Genomic DNA, 20,313 nt, shown 5'->3' on the forward strand with positions numbered 1-20,313 from the left:
GGAGTCACCCTCACCATGAGCACCCCCACCACCACAAGTACGCGTGCCAGCGGCTGGTTCGGCAACCGCTCGATCGGCCTGAAGGTCTACCTCTCGGCGGGCATCGCCATCGTCGCCGCGGCCATCGCCGGCATCGCCGGTATCTCCGGCATCAACAAGATGAACGAGCACTTCCAGTCGCTGCGTTCGATCATCGTTGAGGCCATGCCCGACGCGGCCTCCCAGCCGGCGATCCACAACCAGCTGGTGCAGTTCGAGTCGGCGCGCAGCACCGGCGTCACGACCATCTCGGTCGTCGCGGGCATCGGCGTCCTGCTCTCGCTGTACTTCGCGGTGTGGACCGTGCGCCGCACCATGAAGCCGCTGCGGGAGGTCTCCGCGGCCCTGGTCGCGGTCGCCGACGGCGACCTGACCCGGTCGGTCGAGGTCCGTGGCACCGACGAGGTCGGCACCATCGCGAACGCGCTCAACGGGGCGACCACCAGCATGCGTGAGGCCGTGGACACCCTGGCCCGCACCTCCTCGTCGCTGGCCGCCGCCGCCGACCAGCTCGGTGGCACCACCGACCAGATCACCGGCCACGTGTCGGAGACCGGCGCCCAGGCCGACGTCGTGGCCGCCGCCGCCGAGCAGGTCACCCGCAACGTGCAGACCGTCGCGGCCGGCTCGGAGGAGCTCGGCGCCTCGATCCGCGAGATCGCGCAGAACGCCAACGACGCCGCCCGGGTCGCCTCGGACGCCGTTGAGGCCGCCGAGTCGACCAACCAGACGGTCGCCAAGCTCGGCGAGTCGTCGGCCGAGATCGGCAACGTGATCAAGACGATCACGAGCATCGCGGAGCAGACCAACCTGCTCGCGCTGAACGCCACCATCGAGGCCGCGCGGGCCGGCGACGCCGGCAAGGGCTTCGCCGTGGTCGCGAACGAGGTCAAGGAGCTCGCCCAGGAGACCGCCCGGGCGACCGAGGACATCTCCCACCGCGTCTCCGCGATCCAGGCCGACACGTCCAACGCGGTCGCCGCGATCGGCGAGATCAGCCGGATCATCGGCCGGATCAACGACTACCAGGTCACCATCGCCTCGGCCGTGGAGGAGCAGACCGCCACGACCACGGAGATGAACCGCAGCGTCAGCGAGGCCGCGGTCGGCTCGTCCGAGATCGCCTCGAACATCGCCAGCGTCGCGTCGGTCGCCCAGCTCGCGTCCGAGACCAGCGAGGAGTGGCGGAGCTCCGTCACCGAGCTGCTGCGCATGTCGAGCGAGATCGAAACGCTCACGGCCCGCTTCCGGACCGCCTGAGCATCCCCCCGATGACGCCGGCGGGTCGTACCCACACGGGTGCGGCCCGTCGGCGGCCGGGTGTCCGCGACCCGCGGGCATGCCCACTCCTGGGAAAGGGACCATGTACACCCTCGTGAGTGCCCCCGTACTGGGCTTCGATCTGACCCGGATGGGTGGCGGACCCGCCACCGCCGAGGTACTGCTGCACGCTCTGCGCCTGACCGCGCCGGCGCTCGCGATCATGGCGGAACACCTGCTCGCCGACGACGCCCGGGCCGAACTGTGGCTGGAGGTCGAGACCGCGGCGGCACGCATGCCCACGGTCTCCCGCGGCCTGGACCCGGCCGTCACGTCCCGCGACGATCCCACCGGCGACCCGCCGGCGCCCAGGGCCGGCGAGTCCAACGCCGCCCTGCTGCGCGCCCTCCAGCTCGCCCCCATCGGCACCGTCGACGCGCTGCTGCGCCTGGTGCGCTACGACATCCTGGCGTGGACGTGGTCGGGCACCGGCCTCGCGGCCAGCCAGGAACCCCTCGCTTCCCAGGCCACCGCCCTACTGTGCGATGCCGCCGTCGCGGCGTACCTGCGGGATGTGTTGTCACCGCGGACCCGCCGGCGCCTCGCGGCGCCGTGGATCTCGGCGCAGCGCCGTTTGCCTGAATTACCCCCTATTGACCTCGGACCGCATCAGCTGGCCGTCACGGCGCTGCTCGAGCGGTTGCGTACGGTCAGCTCCACCGACGCCCAGCGGCTCACCATCGCCTCCGACGAGGCCCGTGCGCGGGAGGGCGTGGCCTGGGCCGGCGCCGTCCACGCTGCCTCCTGGGCCGCCCACATCTCCGACCGGATACGGGTGGCGGCGAGCGGCCAGCTGCTGCTCGTCCAGGCCCTCGACCACGACGTCATCACGCTGGCCGACCGGGCCGGCGGGGTGTGGAACATGCTCAGTGGTGCCGTTCAGGCCGTGGTTGTCCGGGATCTCCTGGATGAGGCCACGACCCACCGGTTACTCGCCCCGGTCATCGGGGCGCTGGGACCCGCCTGGTTGATGTGAGCGGGTGGCAAGGAGTCCTCAAGCCGGGACGGGTCCGGCCGAAAAGGAATGACGTTCAGGGGGCACACGGATGACCCCAAAGGAGAGGTCCAGGAGGCGACCGACGTGATATCGGTTCTGGTGGTCGACGACTCAGTGGTCGTCCGTCGCCTGATCGTCGATGCGTTGGCAGACGCCCCGGACGTCCAGGTGATCGGCACCGCGGCCAACGGTCGCATCGCACTCCGTAAGATCGAGCGGCTCAACCCCGACCTCGTGACGATGGACGTCGAGATGCCGGAGATGGACGGTCTGGAGGCCGTCCGTCAGCTGCGCCGCACAGACTCGCGGCTTCCGGTGATCATGTTCAGCGCGCTCACCGCGAGCGGCGCCGCCGCGACGCTGGACGCGCTCGCCGCGGGTGCGACGGACTACGTGACCAAGCCGTCGCGCATGGACAGCATCGCCTCGGCCGTGCGCGCGGTGCGCGACCAGCTTCTTCCCCGGATCTACGCGCTGCACAACCGCCGCGTGCCGACCCGCCCCAGCCACCCCTCGGTGGAGCCGGTCGCCCCGCGCGCGGCGCCCAAGCGCACCGGCGGCATCGACGTCGTGGCCATCGGCGCCTCCACGGGCGGTCCCGAGGCCCTCAGCCAGGTGCTGGGCGCCCTGCCGGCGACCCTGCCCGCGCCCGTCCTGGTGGTCCAGCACATGCCGCCGGTCTTCACCCGGATGTTCGCCGAGCGGCTGGACCGGGCGTGCGGCCTGCGGGTCGCCGAGGCCCAGGACGGCATGCCGGTCCAGCCCGGCACCGTGCTCATCGCGCCGGGTGACCGGCACCTCACGGTCGCCCGCCGCGGCGCCGCCGTGGTCGCCGTGCTCACCGACGCGCCGCCGGAGCACTCCTGCCGGCCCGCCGTCGACGTGCTGTTCCGCTCGGTCCGCCAGGTGTACGGCGGCGCCGCGCTGGGCGTCGTGCTGACCGGCATGGGTCAGGACGGCGTCTCCGGCAGCCAGGTGCTGCGCGCCGCCGGCGCCGACGTGATCGCCCAGGACGAGGCCAGCTCCGTGGTGTGGGGCATGCCCGGCGGTGTGGTCAAGGGCGGCCTCGCGACGGCGACGCTGCCCCTCCCCGACATAGCTCCGTTCATTGTTAGCCGTGTGGGCGCTTCGCGCACCACCCGAACGAAAGTGGTGGTGTGATGCAACTGTCCGCTTCGGACTTTGCGTTTATCGCCGCCTTCATCAAGCGCGAGGCGGCGATCGTGCTGGCGCCAGGTAAGGAATACCTGGTCCAGTCACGGTTGGCACCTGTCGCTCGGGAAGGCGGCATGCGAGGGGTCAACGAGCTGGTCTACCAGCTCCGCCAGGACCCCGGGCCGGAACTGCGCCAGGCGGTGATCGACTCGCTCACCACCAACGAGACGTCGTGGTTCCGCGACGGTGAGCCGTTCAGCGCCCTGTCCCAGACCATCCTGCCGGGGCTGCTCGCGTCCCGCAGTGTGGCCAAGCACCTGCGGATCTGGTCGGCTGGCTGCGCCAGCGGCCAGGAGCCGTACAGCCTGGCCATCCTGCTGCGCGACTTCCTGCCGGCCGGCTGGACGTTCGAGATCATCGCGACGGACATCTCCGCCGAGATGATCCGCAAGGCCGAGGCCGGGCTCTTCACCCAGGTCGAGGTCAACCGTGGCCTCCCGGCCGCGATGCTGGTCCACCACTTCGAGCGGGTGGGTGCCCACTGGTCGGTCAGCGAGGAGCTGCGCCGCTCGGTCACCTTCCAGCGGCTCAACCTGGCGGCACCGTTGCCGCCGCTCGGGCTGTTCGACCTGGTGTTCCTGCGCAATGTACTGATCTATTTCGACGTCGAGACCAAGGCCGAGGTCCTGCACCGCGTCACGGGCACCTTGCGGCCGGACGGGCTGCTGTTCCTGGGTTCGGCCGAGACGACGATCGGGATCGATGAAGGGTTCGAACGGGTCGCTGTGGGTCGCGCCGCCGCGTACCGGATGCGGACGGCCGTGCCGGCCGGCGCCGCGGGGAGGGTGTGATCACTATGCGAGCGATCGTTATCGACGACTCCCGCGCGATGAGGCTCATCCTGCGCCGCATCGTCGGGCAACTCGGCTTCGACGTCATCGAAGCGGAGGACGGCAAGGCCGCCCTCGACACGCTGAACAGCGAGAGCGAGGTCCCGAACCTGGCCCTTGTCGACTGGAACATGCCGAACATGAACGGCCTGGAGTTCGTCACCGCGGTGCGGGCCGACGGCCGGTTCAAGGACATGACCCTGGTCATGGTGACCACGGAGAGCGAGCAGAGCCAGATCGTGCGCGCGCTCGCCGCGGGCGCCCACGAGTACGTCATCAAGCCCTTCACCCAGGGCGCCATGTTGGAGAAGCTGGCCCTCCTGGGCCTCGTACCGAGCGGAGCGACCGCATGAGCACCGAAATCGTTCCCACCGCCCAGGACCTCGCCGACATCGTGGGGCAGGTCTGGTCGTCCTACCTCGACACTGAGGGCACCGACCCGCTGATCCCGATCGAGGAGTCGCCGAGCACCGACATCGTCGCGTCGGTCTCCATCACCGGCGGCTGGAGCGGCCACGTCGTGGTCTCCTGCTCCGACGCCGCGGCCAAGCAGGCGGCGGCCGCGTTCCTCATGATGGACGCGACCGAGGTCAGCGCTGACGACGTCACCGACGTGCTCGGCGAGCTCGCCAACATCGTCGGCGGCAACGTCAAGAGCATGCTGCCCGCGTCCTCGATGGTCTCGCTCCCACAGGTCGTCAACGTGAGCGGTGGCAGCGTGCGCTGGCCCGCCTGCGTGCAGATCTGCGAGCTGGCCGGCGTGTGGCGCGAGGAGCCCGTCTCGATCGCCATGTGGCAGAAGACCGACCTCGCGGACGGCAACGGATGAAGATCCTTGTCGCCGACGACAGCCGCGTGATGCGTCAGATCGTCACCCGTACCCTGCGTCAGGCAGGGTTCGGCGATCATGACGTGGTCGAGGCCGCCGACGGTCGGCAGGCCTTCGACGCGGTGAACGCTGAGGCCCCCGATCTGGTCATCTCGGACTGGAACATGCCCGAGATGACCGGCATCGAGGTGCTCAACGCCCTCCGTGCCGGGGGAAGCAGGGTGCCTTTCGGGTTCGTCACCTCGGAATGCACCCCGCAGATGCAGCAGGCCGCCCAGGACGCGGGCGCCCTGTTCTTCATCATCAAGCCGTTCACCGCAGACCGGTTCACCGAAGTATTCACCCCCATCCTGGGATGATCACTATGTCTGTACCACTTCCCCCCGCCATGCGGATCCGCTCGATGTTCGAGGACCTCCTCGGCCGTGACGTCAACGTCAGCGTCACCGGTCCGGCACAGGCCTCCGACGTCAAGGGCATGGCGATCGCCGTCTACACCGACCAGAACCTGCGCCTGTCCGCGGTGCTCGGCCTGGACCTCCCGCTGGCCGCGAACGCCGGGGCCGCACTCGGCCTCCTGCCGCCCGGCGCGGCGGAGGACGCCGTGGACGACAAGGCGCTCGCGCCGAACCTGGCGGAGAACGTCAAGGAGCTCTGCAACATCTTCACCGGCCTGCTGAACCGCGAGGACGCGCCACACCTGCGTCTGTACCAGTTCATCGCGCCGGGCGAGCAGGTTCCCACCGACGTCGCCAGCCAGCTCATCGCGCTGGGACAGCGCCTTGACCTGGAGGTCGAGGTCACCCGCTACGGCACCGGCCGCCTCGCGCTCTCCGTCGCCCTGTAACCGCCCGCACCCACCGACAACCACACCACGGCACACCGGTCGTCGCCCCCGACGGACCGGTTTCCGCCGTACCCCCATAACCCATACCGCGCTATGGCGCTCGGTCCGTGCCGAGGCGCCATGTCGTGTACCCCGTGTTCAGGAGCAAAGCCATGCGCAAGACGTACGCCGCCGTCCTGGCCCTGTTGGCGCCGGCCCTACTGTGTCTCTCCGAGACCCCCGCGGCGGCGGCCGGACCCCGCACGGTCTGGATCGACTACAAGGCCGACAAGGCCTGGCCGGTGCGTAGCGCGGTGGCGTTCGTCGACCGGTTCACGGGCAGCCAGCTGCGGTTCGGCGCCTGCCGCCCCAAGTACCCGTGCGTGCAGATCCGCGAGAAGAGGAAGCTGGCCAACCCGAGCTGGGCGGCCGTCACCTACGTCGGGAACAACCCGACGCGGATCGAGCTGTCCGCGACCCGCCGCGGGATGAGCTACTCGCTGCGGTACGACACCCTCGTGCACGAGCTCGGTCACGCCTTCGGCGTCCACAGCCACAACAAGAGCTGCTCGTCGATCATGTACTACAGCCTCACGTGTCCCAACGGGCGCAACTCGACGCTCGCCTTCAGCAGCGCCGAGAAGGCCATGCTCAAGCGGCACTGACCGCCTCGTCCGCGTCCGCCACCTCGGGGGCGGGCTCCGGCGCGCGCGGGGACGGCGCGGCCGCCTTGAGCGCTGCCGCCTCCGCGGCCTTCAGCGCCTCCGTCTCCTTGCGCATCTGCTCCTCGAGCTCCGCCTCTTCACGTGCCGCCACCGCCCGGCGGTAGGCATCCGTGAGCACACTGAGACAGAAGATCATCAGGGCCGCGACCGGCACGGCGATGAGGTACCGGGTCAGCACCCGGTTGATGTCGAAGTCCTCGGCGAAGAACGCCTGCCACAGGGCGGGCGCGGCCAGGACCAGCGCAATGACGAGCGTCGCGGGCCTGATCACAGGTCGCCACCATCCTCCCGGGTCACGGCGCCGATCAGGCGCGGTGCGAGCAGTGCGGCCCACGCCTGCGGCGTGGCCGGCTCACCCATGACCATGGCCATGGGTACGTCAAGGCCGAGGACTGTCGCCGGGTCGTCACACCCGGGTACGCCGTAGACCGCCAGGCCGTCCACCCGGCCCAGCCCACGCAGCGCCCGGGCGATCGCGGAGGTCTTGCGACCCGCGTCGACGACCGCCCACACCGCGCTCGCCCCGATCGCGCGGAGCACCTCGCGCGCCCACGCGTCGTCGCCGAACGTCGTGTCGAGCACCACCAGGTGCGGCACGTCGGCCCGGTGCAGCTGGCGCGCCCGGCGGCGCACCTCGCTCGGACCGCTCAGCCGGCGGCTCGCGTGCAGGCCGGTGCCCGCCACGGACGGACCGACCACCATGATCCGCGAGGGGTCGAGGTGCATCGTCGGCGCCAGCGTCCGGGCGACGGCGAGAGCGTGGTCGCGCTCGCCCACGATGACCAGCACGTCGCCCGCCTCGGTCGGCGCGGCCGGCGGCGTGGGCAGGTCGGACAGCGCGCTGACGACGGCCTGCCACGGGTCGCCGCCGCGGCTGCGGACGGCCAGGTGCGCGGGCATGCCGAGCTCCCGCAGGCGGTCGGTCAGCGCGGCCGCGCCCGACCGGACGGGCAGCAGGTCCGAGTCGTCGCGGCGGATCACCTGCGGCTGGAACGGACGCACGCCCGACCCGAGCCGGTCCAGGCCCAGCAGGCGCTCCGTGTCGCCGGGACGCTCGGTCACCGCCTCGAACTCGGCCATGAGACGCGCGAAGGCGTCACCGCTCGTGGACACCAGGCCGGCCCGGGGACCGGACGCCGGCAGGACCTCGGCCGGGACCACCCGCGCGGTCGTCATGACCGGCGCGTCCACGCTGTCCGGGGCGGGGAGGTTGCGGAAGCGGTCCTGGCTCGCCTCGACCAGTTCGAGCAGCGCGGCCAGCTCGTCGGTCGCGCCGGCAGCCGGGGCGGACGGGCTGGACGCGGCCGGGGCGGTCACGGACGGGGCCGTGGGCTCCTCGACCTCGATGGCCACCTCGTAGCGCTGCTTGGCGAAGAAGCCGCCGAGCCCGCCCGTGCGCACCTTCTCGGCCGACACGATCCGCGCGGCCGCGCCGTACTCGGACCTGACCTGCTCCAGCAACGGCTCGATGGCAGGACCCTCAAGCAATACCCGCGTAGACACCGTTCACCACCCCCATGGTCTCGATACGCGCCGGCGCGCCGGCGAGTTCCGGATATGACAGGACAATCTGGTTGCGACCACCCGATCGCAGCAGCCGGTACAGCGGCGCGCGCAGCGGCGGGGAGCACGCCAGGACGGGCGTGTGTCCCTGCTGCTCGGCCGCCTCCGCCAGGCGGGTCGTGGACGCCACGACGGCCTCGGCGGTGTTGGCGTCCAGCGCGAGGAACGCGCCGGACTCGACCGGGCGCACCGACTCGAGCATGATCTGCTCGAGCTGCGGGTCGAGGGTGAGCACGCTGAGCACACCGTTGTCCGCCTGCGCGTTGGCGATGGCCGGACCGAGCGCGCCACGCGCCGCCTCGACGAGGCCGTCGTGGTCGGTGGACACCTTGGCGCGCAGGGACAGCGCCTCGAAGATCCGGACCAGGTCGCGGATCGCGACGCCCTCCTCCAGCAGTGACTGCAGCACCTTCTGGATCTGGCCGTGCGACAGCAGCGCGGGGGTCAGCTCCTCCACCACGACGGGGTGGGTGCGCTTGACCATCTCGGTGAGCGCCCGCACGTCCTCGCGGCCGAGGAGCCGGCTCGCGTTCGCGCGGACCACCTCGGCGAGGTGGGTGATGACCACCGACGCCCGGTCCACGACGGTCGCGCCGGACAGCTCCGCCTGGTAGGACAGCTCGGCCGGGATCCACTTGCCGGCCAGGCCGAAGACCGGCTCGGTGCCCGCGCGGCCGGGCAGGTTGCCCAGGCCCTCGCCGATGGCGAGCACGGTGCCGGGCGGGGCGTGGCCGGACCCGGCGTCGACGCCGCTGATGCGGACGGCGTAGCTGGACAGCGGGAGATCGAGGTCGTCGCGGGTACGCACGGGCGGCATCACGATGCCCAGCTCGAGCGCCACCTTGCGGCGCAGCGCACGCACCCGGTCGAGCAGGTCGCCCGTGTCGACGAGGTCGATCAGGTCGGGGGCGAGCGCGAGCTCCAGCGGGTCGACCCGCATCTCGGTGATCAGGGCCTCGGTGACCTCGGCCGGCGTCGGCTCGGTCGGCCCCGCCTCCTCCGTGACCTCGGCGGCCGGCGCCTTGAGCCGGGAGGCCACGCCGAGCACGAGGCCGCCCACGAGGATGAACGGCAGCTTGGGCAGCCCCGGGATGAGGCACAGCGCCAGGACCGCGGCCCCGCCGATCTGCAGGGCGCGCTTGTGGGCACCGAGCTGGCCGGCGACCGTGCCGCCCAGGTCGCCCTCGGTGGCCGAGCGGGTCACGATGAGACCGGTCGCCACCGACATGAGCAGCGCGGGGATCTGCGAGACCAGGCCGTCACCGACGCTGAGCAGGCTGTAGTGGTTGACCGCGTCACCGGGCGCCATGCCCTTCTGCACCATGCCGATGATGAAGCCACCGACCAGGTTCACGATGGTGATCACGATGGCGGCGATGGCGTCGCCCTTCACGAACTTCGAGGCACCGTCCATCGCGCCGTAGAAGTCCGCCTCGGCCGCGACCTCGCCGCGCCGGCGGCGCGCCTCGGCCTCGTCGATCAGGCCCGCGTTCAGGTCGGCGTCGATCGCCATCTGCTTGCCGGGCATGGCGTCGAGGGTGAACCGGGCGCCGACCTCGGCGACCCGCTCGGCACCCTTCGTGATCACCAGAAACTGGATCACGATGAGGATCAGGAAGATCACCAGGCCGACAACGAGCGAGCCGCCGACAACGAAGTGACCGAAGGCGTCGATGACCTTGCCGGCGAAGCCGTCGAGAAGGACGAGACGGGTGGCGCTGATGTTGAGCGCGAGCCGGAAGAGGGTCGCCACCAGGAGCAGCGACGGAAAGACCGAGAAGTCCAGCGGCCGCTTGACGTACATGCTGACGAGCAGGACGAGCAGCGCGAAGGTGATGTTCAGGGCGATGAGCAGGTCCAGCAGCAGCGGCGGCAGCGGAACCACCATCATGATGATGATCATGATAACGCCGACCGGCACGACGTACTGGCTGAGCTTCTGGGCTCTCACGGCCACCTTCGATCACACCGACTTGTGCTGACGTCGTCCCATCGGCCTCGGACCGGTAGGGCCTGAGCGGAAGCTTGAGAAAATCTTGAGGATTACGTCCTCAGGCCGCCGCCGCGGCGAACGGGCGGTGCAGGCCGGCCGCCGAACCACGGGCCTTGAGGCCCATGACGAACGCCAGCACGCGCGCGACCGCGCCGTAGAGCTCCGGCGGCACCTCGGCCCCGATGTCACAGCTCGCGTGCAGGGCCCGGGCCAGCGGTACGTCCTGCACGAGCGGGATGCGGTGCTCCGCGGCCCGTTCCCTGATCTTGGCGGCGACCGCGCCGGCGCCCTTGGCGATCACGCGCGGCGCGCCCTTCTCCGGGTCGTAGCGCAGGGCTACCGCGACGTGGGTGGGGTTGACGACCACGACATCCGCCTGGGGCAGCTCGGCCATCATCCGGTTACGGCTCATGGCCAGCTGCCGGGAGCGGATGGCGCCCTTGAGCTGGGGGTCACCGTCGGAGCGCTTGTGCTCCTCCTTGACCTCCTGCTTCGACATCCGGATCTGCTTGTTGATCCGCCGGCGGGCCACGGCGTAGTCCGCCGCCGCCATGACCAGGCCGGCGAGAGCCGCCGACCGGATGAGCGTCAGGGCCGCGCTCACGATCTCACCGAGCAGCGCCTCCAGGGGCAGCGCGCCCCCGCCGAACATGATCGGAATCAGGTCGCGGATGGAGTAGTAGAGCACCCCGCCCAGCACCGCGGTCTTGAAAACCGCCTTCACGGCCTCCCACAGCGCGTGTGGTCCCACCACCCGCTTGATCCCCTGCAACGGGTTGAGGCGGGAGAACTTCGGCACCATGAGCTTGCTGGCGAAGTGCAGGCCGCCCTGCGCGGCGGCGGCCGCGATACCCAGGACGAGCAACGAGGCCGCCAGCGGCGCGATGGACAACCCGACCGCGATCATCGCGTCCCGCAGCACCCGGAGCATCAGGGTCTCGTCCGGGTTCTCGATCACCCTCGGAACCTGCGCCACCAGCTCCTGCACCCGGCCATTCGCGATCTTGACCGTCAGCGGCAGCAGCATGCTGGCCGCCAGCATCCCGGCCCAGGCGCCCAGGTCGGGGGTCCGCGCGACCTGGCCCTCCTTGCGGGCCTTCTGCTTCCGTTGGGCGGTAGGTTGCTCAGTCTTCTCGCCGCTCACGCCGCCACCTCCGCTGCGCTCCGGCGTCGACGTGAGTCAGTACGGAGCTGATGGTTCACCCGCTGACGCTCGCTCACGCCTACCCCCCTGCCAATCGGACGACCATCGCGACGGCCTTGTCGACGATGCCGTCGAGCGCGTGCGGGAGCATCACGAGCGTGAAGCCGGCCAGGGACATGGTGAGCAGGATCTTCGCGGGCAGACCGATGGCGAACGCGTTGAGCGAGGGGGCCACCCGGTTGAGCAGACCCAGCGCGACATCCGTGCAGAACAGCACGGCGATCAGCGGACCGGCGATCTGCAGCGCGGCGATGAACAGGTCGTCCAGGCCGTGGCTGAGCAGCCGGCTGAGCGACTCCAGCGAGAGGGCCCCGTCCAGCGGCAGCGTCTCGAACGACCGGGTGAACCCGCGCAGCACCATCTGGTGACCGTCGCTGACGAACAGCAACGTGACCGCCACGAGGTTGAAGAAGCGGCCGAAGACCGAGCTCTGCGTCGTCGACAGCGGGTCGAACGCCTGCGCCAGCGCGAAGCCGCCGAACAGGTCGAGCAGGTCACCGGCGGCCTTGACGGCCGCGAAGCAGAGCATCGTGAGGAAGCCCAGCGCGAGACCGACGGCAACCTGCTGGATGGCGCTCTCGATGAGCGCGCCGGCCGTCACCGGCGGCGCCGAGTCGACCAGCCCGGGCGTCACGAGCAGCCCGATGGCCAGCGAGAGCAGGGCCTTCACCTGTGCCGGGATCAGCCGGGAGTTGAACGGCGGGCAGACCACGAGCCAGGCCGAGGTCCGCGCCGTGGCGAGCAGCAGCGCCACCAACGAGGCGCTGTTGAGCTGCCATGACATGCTCAGCCGGTGCCCAGCAGTCGCGGGATCTGATCGAACATGCCCTGCGTGAACGAGATCAGCTCGTGCAGCATCCAGTTGCCGCTCAGCAGCAGGGCGACGCCGATGCCCACCGCCTTGGGCACGAAGGACAGGGTCGCCTCCTGGATCTGCGTCACCGACTGGAACAGCGAGATCGCGAAGCCGACCACGAGGGCGGTGACGAGCACGGGGGCGGCCAGCTTGGCGGCGATGATCAGCGCCTGCAGCCCGATATGGATGACGTCGGTGTCGCTCATCGGCGCACTCCCTAGGTATAGCTGCCGACGAGTGCGGTGACGATGAGACCCCACCCGTTGACCAGGACGAAGAGCAGCAGTTTGAACGGCAGGGACACCGTCACGGGCGGCAGCATCATCATGCCCAGCGACATGAGCGACGCGGAGACCACCATGTCGATCACCAGGAACGGGATGAAGATGACGAACCCGATGATGAACGCGGCCCGCAGCTCCGACAGGACGAACGCCGGCACCAGCGTGGTCAGCGGCACCTCGGCCGCGTTCGCCGGTCGCGGGTCCTTGGCCACCTTGGTGAGCAGAGCGATCTCGTCGGACCGGGTGTTCTTGATCATGAACTCCCGCAGCGGCTGCACGCCGTCGGAGAACGCGACGGCCTGCGTCTTGTCGCCGTTGAGGTAGGGCTGCACGCCCTCGGAGTTCATCTTCGACAGGACCGGGCCCATGATGAACAGGCTCAGGAACAACGCCAGCCCGGCGAGCACCTGGTTCGGCGGCACGGCCTGGAGGCCGAGCGCGTTGCGGGTGATGCTGAGCACCACGAAGATCTTGGTGAAGCTGGTGCAGAGCAGCAGGAGCGCCGGCGCCACGGACAGCACCGTGAGGCCCATCAGGATGACCAGGTTGCTGCTGGGCTTGCTGTTGCCGCCGCCCACGTTGACGTTGATCGACGGGGCCGTCGGGTCAGCCGGCGGGGTCGGGTCGGCGGGCATCGGGAGCGCCAGGGGGCCGGCGGCCGGTGCCGCGACCACCGCGGTGGTCACCGATGCGGCCGGCGGTGCGGCCGCCGCGGGCGATCCCATGAGGAGTACGCCCAGCAGCAGTCCGACCGTGGCCATGAAGGCCAGGACGAGTCGCCTCACGAGCGCACCGTCCGTTCGCGCAGCGCGTCGCCGAGCGCCCGCCAGGTCTTCGGGGAGAGCACCGACCCGTCGAGCCTGCCGAGCGGCGCGGCGGCCCGGGCCGGGGCCCCGACCTGCACCGCGTCGCGACGCTCCTGGGGCGCGGCCGCCTTCTCGAGCGCGGCCAGGTCCGCTTCGCCGAGCAGGGACACCTGGGCGTCGGTGACGCCCAGGACGATCGCCCGGTCGACGACGCGCACCACGGCCACCGAGGAGTTGCGCCCCAACTGCTGGCGGGCGAGCACGGTCAGCGTGGTGGCGCCGCGTCCGGTGACCCGGCGCCTGCTGATCCGGGCGATGCCCCACAGCAGGCCCAGCACGACGAGTAGCGAGAACGCGATACGTACGACGAGCTCGATCACGCGGTGTCTACCTCAGCCGCGCTCGCCGACGGGGCTGACGATGTCGGTGATCCGGATGCCGAAGTTCTCGTCGATGACGACGACCTCGCCCCGCGCGATGAGCCGCCCGTTGACCAGCAGGTCGGCCGGGCTGCCGGCGGCACGGTCCAGCTCCACCACGGCGCCCGGGGCCAGCGAGAGCAGCTCGCGGACGCTCATCCGGGTCCGGCCGAGCTCCGCCGAGATCTCCATCTCCACGTCGTGCAGCAGGTCCAGGCCCGCCCGGCGCAGCGACGGGGCTGCGTCGGCGACGCGCTCGGCGACCCGGGCGGTCTCGCCGCCGCCTGCGCGGACGCTGATGCCGATCGCCGCGCGCGTCTGGTCGCCCTCGAGCAGCGGCACGAACATCGCGTCGCCCTTGGCCGCGATCGCGCTGAAGGCGACGCTGGGCTCCATCTGCTGGCCGGGCTCGACGACCACCGGGCCGAAGACGCCCGCGGCGGACTCGATCGCGGAGCGGACGGCGGACGCCAGGTCGAGGGGGCCGAACGGGCTCTGCTGCAGCGCCGTGGCGAGGTCCTCAGCCACGAGCACCACGATGTCGCCGGTGGCCGTACCGGTGAACCGGGCCGTCACGGCCTGGCCGGCCGGCAGGTGCTCCGGGAGCGTGGACGTCGGGACGCCAACCTCCAGCGGCTGGCTGCTGGGCAGCACGGCCACGGCGGCGGCCGCGGCGGCGCGGGCGAGGTCCAGCCGGCGGCTGGTGTCGGGCAGGACGGTCATCAGTGGTTCTCCTCGTGGGGTTCGGGTACAACCAGGCAGGCCAGCCGGGTGCCCTGATTGCCGGGGACGGCGTGGGCGAAGGTGTGGTCGTTGACGGTGATCGTGAGGGGCTCGTCCACCGGGTGGTGCAGGCGCACGACATCGCCGGGCTGCAGGTCGACGATCTCGTCCGTACGCATGCGCACCGCACGGAACTTCACCGCGACGTCGATGGGCGCGGCCGACAGACCATCGGAGATCTTGCGGTGGGCGTTGCGCCGTACCGCCTGCTCCTCCTCCGACAGCTTCACGTCATCGTTGTCCGAGCGCAGCACGGGCATGATGGTGGTGAAGGGGAGGCAGATGCTCGCGAGGTTCTCGGTGTCGCCGACCCGGATCTCGAAGGACGCGACCACCACGGCGTCGCCGGGCGACACCGCCCGGACGAACTGCGGGTTGTACTCGAGGGCGCCCAGCCGGGGGTTGGTCGGCACCAGCTGCTCGAAGCCGTAACTCAGCTCGGCGAGCATCTTCTCCAGGAGGTTGCGCACCAGCGGGATCTCGACGTCGGTGAGCGGCCGGGTGGGCTGGATGCCGCCGGGCCCGCCGAGCATGTGGTCGAGGCTGGCCATCATCGAGCCGAGCGGGACCTCCATCAGCACCTGGCCCGGCAGCGGGGCGAGGGTGACGGAGCCGATGACGGTCGGGCTGCTCAGCGTCGAGATGTACTCGTCGTAGGTCACCTGCTCGATCGCGAGCAGCGACAGCTGCGACACCGCCCGCAAGCGCGTGGTGAGCAGGGTGGCGCAGCTGCGTGCGTACGTCTCGAAGACGATCTGCAGCATGCGTACGTGCTCACGGGAGAGCTTGATCGGGCGCCGGAAATCGTACGGCTGCGGGCCGGTGCTTCCCCGGCGCGCTGCCATGCGGCCGGTCTGCACGGGTGAGGACGTGATGGTCACGCCCTCACCCATCGGCTCCACCCTCGACCCCTTGAGGAGATCTTGATAAAACCGGCCGACTGCCTACTGCGTCACAAACTCGGTGAAGTAGATGTCCATGACCTTGCCGTCATAGGCCTTCTTGACCACTTCCAGCAGCTGGGCCTTCGCCTGCCGCCGGCCGGCGACCGACGACAGCTCGCCGATCGTGCGCCCCGTGTAGGCGGTGATCGCCAGGTCCTGCGCGTGGCTACCCTCCAGGCCGCCGTGCCCGTCCGCCTCGGCGGTGGACTGCAGGGCGAGCTTCATCTTCAGGTAGTGGCCGTCGGCCAGGTTCACCGTGACGGTGTCGAGCACGAGGACCGTGCCGGCCTGGGGCGTCTCGTCGCGCGGGTCCAGCATCAGCTTCACACCCGTCACGGCAACCGCGGCCATCACCACGATGCCCAGCATCACCAGCATCTTCGTGCGCTTCGGCTTCGCGGTGTCGACCGTGGAGTCGGTGTCGTTCTTGCTCATGGCTTCCTCGTTGGTGGGGTGGTGCGGGGTTAACCGGCGACGGACGGGAGCAGCGCCGCCTGATCGGACGGCAGGGTGGACAGGACGACGACGTCGACCCGGCGGTTCATGATCACCGAGCGGGCGTCGTTCGGGTCCACCAGCGGGCGGGTGTCGGCGTACCCGGCGGCGCTCAGGCGCCTACGGGCCAGCCCGTCCCCGGCCAGGCGGCGCACCACGGCGGATGCCCGGGCCGTGGACAGCTCCCAGGCGCTCGGGTAGTTCACCGTGGGTACGGGCAACTGGTTGGTGTGCCCGTCCACCTGGATGCGGTTGGGCAGCTTACGCAGCGTCGGCGCGATCGCGTCGACGATGTCGCGCCCGGCGGCGAGCAGATCCGCACGGTCGCCGGCGAAGACCACCGCGCTGGTGACCACGGTCACCACGAGGCCCCGCTCGTCGATGTGGAACTGCACGCTGTCCTGGAGCCGCTTCGCCTCGAGCGCGGCCGTGATCTTGCGCTGGACCTCGCGGAGGTTGTCGACCTCCCGCTCGGCGGCGCGCGCGTCCTCCGTGCCCTTCGCCCGGTCCCGCTTGTCCTCGGCCGTGTCGGGCTGGATCGTCATGTTACGGGCCAGCTCGCCCTTGAGGTTCGGGTCGGCGCCGGGGTCCTTGGGCATGACGGTCATGTCCTTGTCCTGGCCCTCGATCGGCGACGCCATGCCGGACAGCAGGGTGCTGTGCCCGGCACCGAACGACACCGCCAGCGCGCTCGCGAGCTCCGAGAACTTCTTGGTGTCCACGGCGCTCATCGAGAACATGACGATGAACAGCACCATCAGCAGCGTGATCATGTCCGCGTAGGTGACCAGCCACCGTTCGTGGTTCTGGTGCTCCTCCTCGTGATGGCCGCCGGGCCGGCGCCGTGGCGCCTTCACTTTCCGGCTCATGCCGCCACCTCGCTACGCCCGGTCATGCCGCCTTGGCCTTCTCGCCCTTCGACTCGCCCTGCGCGTCCGGCGGCAGCAGGCTCTTGAGCCGCTGCGCGACCAGGCGCGGGTTCGAGCCGGACTGGATGGCCAGCACGCCCTCGATCGCCAGTTCCATCTGGTCACACTCCAGCTCGCTCATCCGCTTGAGGCGGTTGGCGATGGGCAGCCAGATGATGTTGGCACTGAGCACGCCCCACAGCGTCGCCACGAAGGCGCCCGCGATCAGCGGCCCGAGGCTGTTCGGGTCGCTCAGCTGCTCCAGCACGTGGACCAGGCCGATGACCGTACCGATGATGCCGATCGTCGGCGCGTACCCGCCCATGTCCGAGAAGATCTTGGCCGCGACGCGGTCCGACTTGCGCTTGGCAGCCACCTCCGCGTGCAGGATCTCGCTGAGCTCCTCCGGGTCGGTGCCGTCGATGGCGAGCTCCAGGCCCCGGCGCAGGAACGGGTCGGACACCTCGCGCGCCTCGTCCTCCAGGGCCAGCAGGCCCTCGCGGCGGGCGCGCTGGGCCAGCGACACCACGGTGTCGACAAGCTCGGTCGGCGCCGTGGACTTGCTGCTGAACGCGCGCTTGAGCTGTGGGAAGATCCCCTTCGCGTCGCGCAGGATGCCGCCGGCCATGCCGGCGCCGATGGTGCCGCCGAAGACGAGCAGCATCGGTGGGAGCAGGATGATCGACGCGGGCGAGCCGCCCTCGATGATCTGGGTCAGGAAGATCGCGCCGAACGCCAGGCCGATCCCGATCAGGGTTGCCGGATCCATTACCGCTTCCTCCGCTGCAACTGGACCACGTTGTTGGAGGCGGTCTCACCGGGGACCCGGGCCGCGTTCGGCTCGGTCGGGGGCTCCAGCTCCGGGTCGTCCTCCATCTGGTGCGCGAGCGCGATGACGGAGGCGCGGTGCTCACGCACCAGCTCGATGAACCGCGGCACTGACTCCGCGATGATGTACTTGGTTCCGTCGAGCAGGGAGACCACCGTGTCCGGGGTGGCGTCGACCCGCTCGACGAGGTCGGGGTTCAACGCGAACACCGCACCGTTGAGTCGCGTCACGAGAATCACGGCTTATCCCATCCTTGGTTGAACTGACATGCGCCCGTCCGTGGGCACCGATGTACCTTTCACATCGGCGCCCACGGCGACGGGCTGAGGCAAAGGCTGACTAACGCTTGAGGTTGACGAGGTCGTTGAGCAGCTCGTCGGACGTCGTGATGATCCGCGAGTTCGCCTGGAAGCCGCGCTGGGCGATGACCAGGTTGGTGAACTCCTGCGCCAGGTCGACGTTGGACATCTCCAGGGACTGCGCCTGCAGGACGCCACGGCCCGCGGAGCCGGCGACGCCGAGCTGAGCCTGCCCGGAGTTGACCGTGTTGCGGTACATCGAGTCGCCCGCCTTCTCCAGGCCGGGCGGGTTGTTGAACGTCGCCATCGCGATCTGGCCCAGCGGCTTCTTGAGGCCGTTGGAGAACACGCCGATGAGCGTGCCGTCGTTGGAGATCGTGAACGCCTGCAGCGACCCCATCGGCGAACCGTCCTGCTCCTGCGGCGCCAGCGTGGCGCTGCCCGAGTAGTTCGTCAGGCCGGCCAGGTCCACGGTGATGCCACCGATGACCGTCGCGGGGACGGGGGTCACCGGCGTGCCGTCCGCCTTGAAGTCGATAGCGACGGGGGCCGGCAGGGGCGTGGTGGTGCCGTCGTCGAGCTGGACGCTCCACGTGTCGGCGTCCACCTTGGTCAGGGTCACCGACAGGGTCTTCTCCGTGCCGAGCGCGTCGTAGATCGGCATCGAGGTCTCCAGCACGGTGGTCGCCGCCGCGTCCGCCGGCAGGTTGCCGGAGAACCGCGCCATCCCCGTCGCCGTCGGGGCCAGGAGCGTGCCGATCGGCAGCTTGATGGCGCCCACGCCGCCGTTGGTGCTGATCACGCCGTTGGCGTCCGCCGACCAACCCTGCACCAGCGCGCCGGTGTTGGTGGTGAGCGTGCCGTTCGCGTCGAACGAGAAGGAGCCGTTACGGGTGAACAGCGTCTCGTTGCCCTGCTTGACCGCGAAGAAACCGTCGCCCTGGATCATCAGGTCCGTGCTGCGGCCCGTGACCTGGGCGGCACCCTGACCGAAGTTGGTGCTGATGCCGGCGAGACGCACGCCGAGGCCGACCTGAGCCGGGTTGGTGCCGCCGGTGCCGTTCTGGGGCCGGCCGGCCGCGCTGAGCATCTGGCTGAGCGCGTCCTGGAACGTCGCCTGGCTGGTCTTGAAACCAGCGGTGTTCACGTTGGCGATGTTGTTGCCGGTCACGTCCATCATCTGCTGGTGGGCGCGCAGACCGCTGATACCGGAGAAGAGAGAGCGGAGCATTGTTTTCCTTACTGGTTAGGCGGACTGACGGATCTCAGTGACGGCGGACAGGGGAACGGTCCAGTCGCCTACCTTCAAGGTCGGCTCACTGCCCAGGACGGTTGCGGAATTGACCACGCCCGTCTGAGTGATCCCGTTCTCGTCCGGGAAGGACACGGTGCGGCCGACAAGGCTGCCGGCGCTGAGGATGTGCTGGCCGGCCAGCATGTTCTGCTGGTCGGTGACGAGCTGCGCGAGCTTCTCCAGCTGGGTGAACTGCGCGGTCTGGGCGAGGAACTGCGTACCGTCGGCCGGGTTGCTCGGGTCCTGGTACTTCAGCTGCGCCACGAGGAGCTTCAGGAACGCGTCCTGGCCGAGGTCGGACCCGCCGGTGGTCGGCTTGGTGGTCGGGTACTGCCCGAGCACGTCATTGACCGGCGTGCCGGAAATGGGGGCGGTCATGTCTCTCCTCAGACCTTCATGTCCAGCCGGGCGCGGGGGTCGCGACCGGTGAGTGGGGTGGTTGCGGTGGTCGGTTCGGTGCTGGCCGCGCCGGCGTCTCCCCCAGCGGGTACGGGCGCCGAGCGCGGCTGCTGCCGACCACCGGCCGGCGCGTCCTGGCGCAGGTCGAGCGTGCAGCTGCTGAACCCTGCCTCGGCCAGCTCGCGGCGCAGGTCCGGCAGGGCGCCGCGCAGCGTCTCCCGGCCCACCTCGGTGGCGCCGTGCAGCTGGAGCTGTAGCGCCCCGTCGCGCAGCTCGGCCACCACCTGCACCGCGCCGAGGTCGGCCGGGTGCAGCTGCACGGTGAGGCGGTGCACCCCGTCGCCGTCGCGACGCAGCAGCGAGATGTGCCCGGCGAGCTGCTGCGCGGGTGCCGGCGTGGCAGGCGGCTCGGCAGGCCCCGTCGCGGCGGTCGGCGCGGGCGTGGCCGTCGCGCTG

The 20,313-nt window shown here is 70.4% G+C and carries 26 protein-coding genes; 9 read left to right on the top strand and 17 right to left on the bottom strand.

Going from position 1 to position 20,313, the window contains the following annotated elements; translation table 11 throughout:
- Positions 1-15: 15 nt before the first annotated feature.
- The 9 genes from ABD211_RS11740 to ABD211_RS11780 all read left to right on the top strand — a co-directional run bounded on the left by ABD211_RS11740 (position 16) and on the right by ABD211_RS11780 (position 6,721).
- Positions 16-1,299 carry a methyl-accepting chemotaxis protein gene (locus tag ABD211_RS11740; RefSeq protein WP_344129291.1) on the top strand — a complete coding sequence of 428 codons (1,284 nt, stop codon included), beginning with the start codon at positions 16-18 and terminating at the stop codon, positions 1,297-1,299.
- A gap of 115 nt (positions 1,300-1,414) precedes the next feature.
- Positions 1,415-2,335 carry a hypothetical protein gene (locus tag ABD211_RS11745; RefSeq protein ID WP_344129294.1) on the top strand — a complete coding sequence of 307 codons (921 nt, stop codon included), beginning with the start codon at positions 1,415-1,417 and terminating at the stop codon, positions 2,333-2,335.
- A gap of 105 nt (positions 2,336-2,440) precedes the next feature.
- Positions 2,441-3,517 carry a protein-glutamate methylesterase/protein-glutamine glutaminase gene (locus tag ABD211_RS11750; RefSeq protein ID WP_344129297.1) on the top strand — a complete coding sequence of 359 codons (1,077 nt, stop codon included), beginning with the start codon at positions 2,441-2,443 and terminating at the stop codon, positions 3,515-3,517.
- Positions 3,517-4,362, top strand: a complete 846-nt coding sequence (locus ABD211_RS11755; protein WP_344129300.1) for a CheR family methyltransferase — start codon at positions 3,517-3,519, stop codon at positions 4,360-4,362. Before ABD211_RS11750 ends, ABD211_RS11755 begins: the two co-directional genes overlap by 1 nt.
- 5 nt (positions 4,363-4,367) lie before the next feature.
- A complete protein-coding gene (locus tag ABD211_RS11760; protein ID WP_344129303.1) occupies positions 4,368-4,754 on the top strand; it encodes a response regulator in 387 nt (128 codons plus the stop codon).
- Positions 4,751-5,230 carry a chemotaxis protein CheX gene (locus tag ABD211_RS11765; RefSeq protein WP_344129306.1) on the top strand — a complete coding sequence of 160 codons (480 nt, stop codon included), beginning with the start codon at positions 4,751-4,753 and terminating at the stop codon, positions 5,228-5,230. The genes ABD211_RS11760 and ABD211_RS11765 overlap by 4 nt, the downstream gene beginning before the upstream one ends.
- Positions 5,227-5,589 carry a response regulator gene (locus ABD211_RS11770; protein ID WP_344129309.1) on the top strand — a complete coding sequence of 121 codons (363 nt, stop codon included), beginning with the start codon at positions 5,227-5,229 and terminating at the stop codon, positions 5,587-5,589. Before ABD211_RS11765 ends, ABD211_RS11770 begins: the two co-directional genes overlap by 4 nt.
- A 44-nt stretch (positions 5,590-5,633) precedes the next feature.
- Positions 5,634-6,077, top strand: coding sequence for a hypothetical protein (locus tag ABD211_RS11775; RefSeq protein ID WP_344129312.1), 444 nt, complete (start codon positions 5,634-5,636; stop codon positions 6,075-6,077).
- Between the two features lie 152 nt (positions 6,078-6,229).
- On the top strand, positions 6,230-6,721 hold the full coding sequence (locus ABD211_RS11780) for a zinc metalloprotease (protein ID WP_344129315.1): 492 nt from the start codon (positions 6,230-6,232) through the stop codon (positions 6,719-6,721).
- Here the strand turns inward: ABD211_RS11780 and ABD211_RS11785 are convergent.
- The 17 genes from ABD211_RS11785 to ABD211_RS11865 all read right to left on the bottom strand — a co-directional run.
- Positions 6,708-7,052 (bottom strand): hypothetical protein, encoded by a 345-nt coding sequence (locus tag ABD211_RS11785; RefSeq protein WP_344129318.1) that lies wholly within the window; start codon positions 7,050-7,052, stop codon positions 6,708-6,710. The genes ABD211_RS11780 and ABD211_RS11785 overlap by 14 nt on opposite strands.
- The gene (locus ABD211_RS11790; protein ID WP_344129321.1) at positions 7,049-8,284 is read right to left on the bottom strand and encodes a hypothetical protein; all 1,236 of its coding nucleotides are present in this window, start codon (positions 8,282-8,284) and stop codon (positions 7,049-7,051) included. The genes ABD211_RS11785 and ABD211_RS11790 overlap by 4 nt, the downstream gene beginning before the upstream one ends.
- Entirely contained in the window at positions 8,262-10,295 is a 2,034-nt protein-coding gene (flhA, locus tag ABD211_RS11795; protein ID WP_344129324.1) for a flagellar biosynthesis protein FlhA, read from the bottom strand. Before flhA ends, ABD211_RS11790 begins: the two co-directional genes overlap by 23 nt.
- Positions 10,296-10,395: 100 nt before the next feature.
- Positions 10,396-11,481: an EscU/YscU/HrcU family type III secretion system export apparatus switch protein gene (locus ABD211_RS11800; protein WP_344129327.1), complete on the bottom strand. Its 1,086-nt coding sequence runs from the start codon at positions 11,479-11,481 to the stop codon at positions 10,396-10,398.
- Between the two features lie 79 nt (positions 11,482-11,560).
- Positions 11,561-12,325 (bottom strand): flagellar biosynthetic protein FliR, encoded by a 765-nt coding sequence (gene fliR / locus ABD211_RS11805; protein ID WP_344129330.1) that lies wholly within the window; start codon positions 12,323-12,325, stop codon positions 11,561-11,563.
- Between the two features lie 2 nt (positions 12,326-12,327).
- A complete protein-coding gene (fliQ, locus tag ABD211_RS11810) occupies positions 12,328-12,603 on the bottom strand; it encodes a flagellar biosynthesis protein FliQ (protein WP_344129333.1) in 276 nt (91 codons plus the stop codon).
- An 11-nt stretch (positions 12,604-12,614) separates the two neighbouring features.
- Positions 12,615-13,466 carry a flagellar type III secretion system pore protein FliP gene (gene fliP / locus ABD211_RS11815; protein ID WP_344129336.1) on the bottom strand — a complete coding sequence of 284 codons (852 nt, stop codon included), beginning with the start codon at positions 13,464-13,466 and terminating at the stop codon, positions 12,615-12,617.
- Positions 13,463-13,867, bottom strand: coding sequence for a flagellar biosynthetic protein FliO (gene fliO, locus ABD211_RS11820; RefSeq protein WP_344129339.1), 405 nt, complete (start codon positions 13,865-13,867; stop codon positions 13,463-13,465). Before fliO ends, fliP begins: the two co-directional genes overlap by 4 nt.
- 12 nt (positions 13,868-13,879) lie before the next feature.
- The gene (gene fliN / locus ABD211_RS11825; RefSeq protein ID WP_344129342.1) at positions 13,880-14,629 is read right to left on the bottom strand and encodes a flagellar motor switch protein FliN; all 750 of its coding nucleotides are present in this window, start codon (positions 14,627-14,629) and stop codon (positions 13,880-13,882) included.
- Positions 14,629-15,582: a flagellar motor switch protein FliM gene (locus tag ABD211_RS11830; RefSeq protein ID WP_344129344.1), complete on the bottom strand. Its 954-nt coding sequence runs from the start codon at positions 15,580-15,582 to the stop codon at positions 14,629-14,631. The genes fliN and ABD211_RS11830 overlap by 1 nt, the downstream gene beginning before the upstream one ends.
- 51 nt (positions 15,583-15,633) lie before the next feature.
- The gene (locus tag ABD211_RS11835) at positions 15,634-16,068 is read right to left on the bottom strand and encodes a flagellar basal body-associated FliL family protein (protein WP_344129347.1); all 435 of its coding nucleotides are present in this window, start codon (positions 16,066-16,068) and stop codon (positions 15,634-15,636) included.
- 29 nt (positions 16,069-16,097) lie between these two features.
- The gene (locus ABD211_RS11840) at positions 16,098-16,997 is read right to left on the bottom strand and encodes a flagellar motor protein MotB (RefSeq protein WP_344129350.1); all 900 of its coding nucleotides are present in this window, start codon (positions 16,995-16,997) and stop codon (positions 16,098-16,100) included.
- Between the two features lie 22 nt (positions 16,998-17,019).
- A complete protein-coding gene (locus ABD211_RS11845; protein ID WP_344129353.1) occupies positions 17,020-17,805 on the bottom strand; it encodes a flagellar motor protein in 786 nt (261 codons plus the stop codon).
- Positions 17,805-18,104 carry a flagellar FlbD family protein gene (locus ABD211_RS11850; RefSeq protein ID WP_344129356.1) on the bottom strand — a complete coding sequence of 100 codons (300 nt, stop codon included), beginning with the start codon at positions 18,102-18,104 and terminating at the stop codon, positions 17,805-17,807. Before ABD211_RS11850 ends, ABD211_RS11845 begins: the two co-directional genes overlap by 1 nt.
- Before the next feature lie 100 nt (positions 18,105-18,204).
- Positions 18,205-19,395, bottom strand: a complete 1,191-nt coding sequence (locus ABD211_RS11855; RefSeq protein WP_344129359.1) for a flagellar hook protein FlgE — start codon at positions 19,393-19,395, stop codon at positions 18,205-18,207.
- 15 nt (positions 19,396-19,410) lie between these two features.
- Positions 19,411-19,836 carry a flagellar hook capping FlgD N-terminal domain-containing protein gene (locus ABD211_RS11860; protein WP_344129362.1) on the bottom strand — a complete coding sequence of 142 codons (426 nt, stop codon included), beginning with the start codon at positions 19,834-19,836 and terminating at the stop codon, positions 19,411-19,413.
- A gap of 8 nt (positions 19,837-19,844) precedes the next feature.
- Positions 19,845-20,313 (bottom strand): flagellar hook-length control protein FliK (locus ABD211_RS11865; RefSeq protein ID WP_344129365.1); only part of this gene is annotated, 469 nt, incomplete at its 5' end.

The organism is Luedemannella flava, from assembly GCF_039528515.1.
GTDB lineage: Bacteria > Actinomycetota > Actinomycetes > Mycobacteriales > Micromonosporaceae > Luedemannella > Luedemannella flava.

What these genes read in the sequence shown, in the direction of transcription:
- ABD211_RS11780 (WP_344129315.1), top strand. Translation starts at nt 6,230, where the DNA reads ATGCGCAAGACGTACGCCGCCGTCCTGGCCCTGTTGGCGCCGGCCCTA.
- ABD211_RS11860 (WP_344129362.1), bottom strand. Translation starts at nt 19,836, where the DNA reads ATGACCGCCCCCATTTCCGGCACGCCGGTCAATGACGTGCTCGGGCAG.
- ABD211_RS11775 (WP_344129312.1), top strand. Translation starts at nt 5,634, where the DNA reads ATGTTCGAGGACCTCCTCGGCCGTGACGTCAACGTCAGCGTCACCGGT.
- ABD211_RS11845 (WP_344129353.1), bottom strand. Translation starts at nt 17,805, where the DNA reads ATGGATCCGGCAACCCTGATCGGGATCGGCCTGGCGTTCGGCGCGATC.
- fliR (WP_344129330.1), bottom strand. Translation starts at nt 12,325, where the DNA reads ATGTCATGGCAGCTCAACAGCGCCTCGTTGGTGGCGCTGCTGCTCGCC.
- fliN (WP_344129342.1), bottom strand. Translation starts at nt 14,629, where the DNA reads ATGACCGTCCTGCCCGACACCAGCCGCCGGCTGGACCTCGCCCGCGCC.
- ABD211_RS11830 (WP_344129344.1), bottom strand. Translation starts at nt 15,582, where the DNA reads ATGGGTGAGGGCGTGACCATCACGTCCTCACCCGTGCAGACCGGCCGC.
- ABD211_RS11765 (WP_344129306.1), top strand. Translation starts at nt 4,751, where the DNA reads ATGAGCACCGAAATCGTTCCCACCGCCCAGGACCTCGCCGACATCGTG.
- ABD211_RS11760 (WP_344129303.1), top strand. Translation starts at nt 4,368, where the DNA reads ATGCGAGCGATCGTTATCGACGACTCCCGCGCGATGAGGCTCATCCTG.
- ABD211_RS11770 (WP_344129309.1), top strand. Translation starts at nt 5,227, where the DNA reads ATGAAGATCCTTGTCGCCGACGACAGCCGCGTGATGCGTCAGATCGTC.
- ABD211_RS11755 (WP_344129300.1), top strand. Translation starts at nt 3,517, where the DNA reads ATGCAACTGTCCGCTTCGGACTTTGCGTTTATCGCCGCCTTCATCAAG.
- ABD211_RS11855 (WP_344129359.1), bottom strand. Translation starts at nt 19,395, where the DNA reads ATGCTCCGCTCTCTCTTCTCCGGTATCAGCGGTCTGCGCGCCCACCAG.
- ABD211_RS11740 (WP_344129291.1), top strand. Translation starts at nt 16, where the DNA reads ATGAGCACCCCCACCACCACAAGTACGCGTGCCAGCGGCTGGTTCGGC.
- ABD211_RS11840 (WP_344129350.1), bottom strand. Translation starts at nt 16,997, where the DNA reads ATGAGCCGGAAAGTGAAGGCGCCACGGCGCCGGCCCGGCGGCCATCAC.
- fliQ (WP_344129333.1), bottom strand. Translation starts at nt 12,603, where the DNA reads ATGAGCGACACCGACGTCATCCATATCGGGCTGCAGGCGCTGATCATC.
- ABD211_RS11835 (WP_344129347.1), bottom strand. Translation starts at nt 16,068, where the DNA reads ATGAGCAAGAACGACACCGACTCCACGGTCGACACCGCGAAGCCGAAG.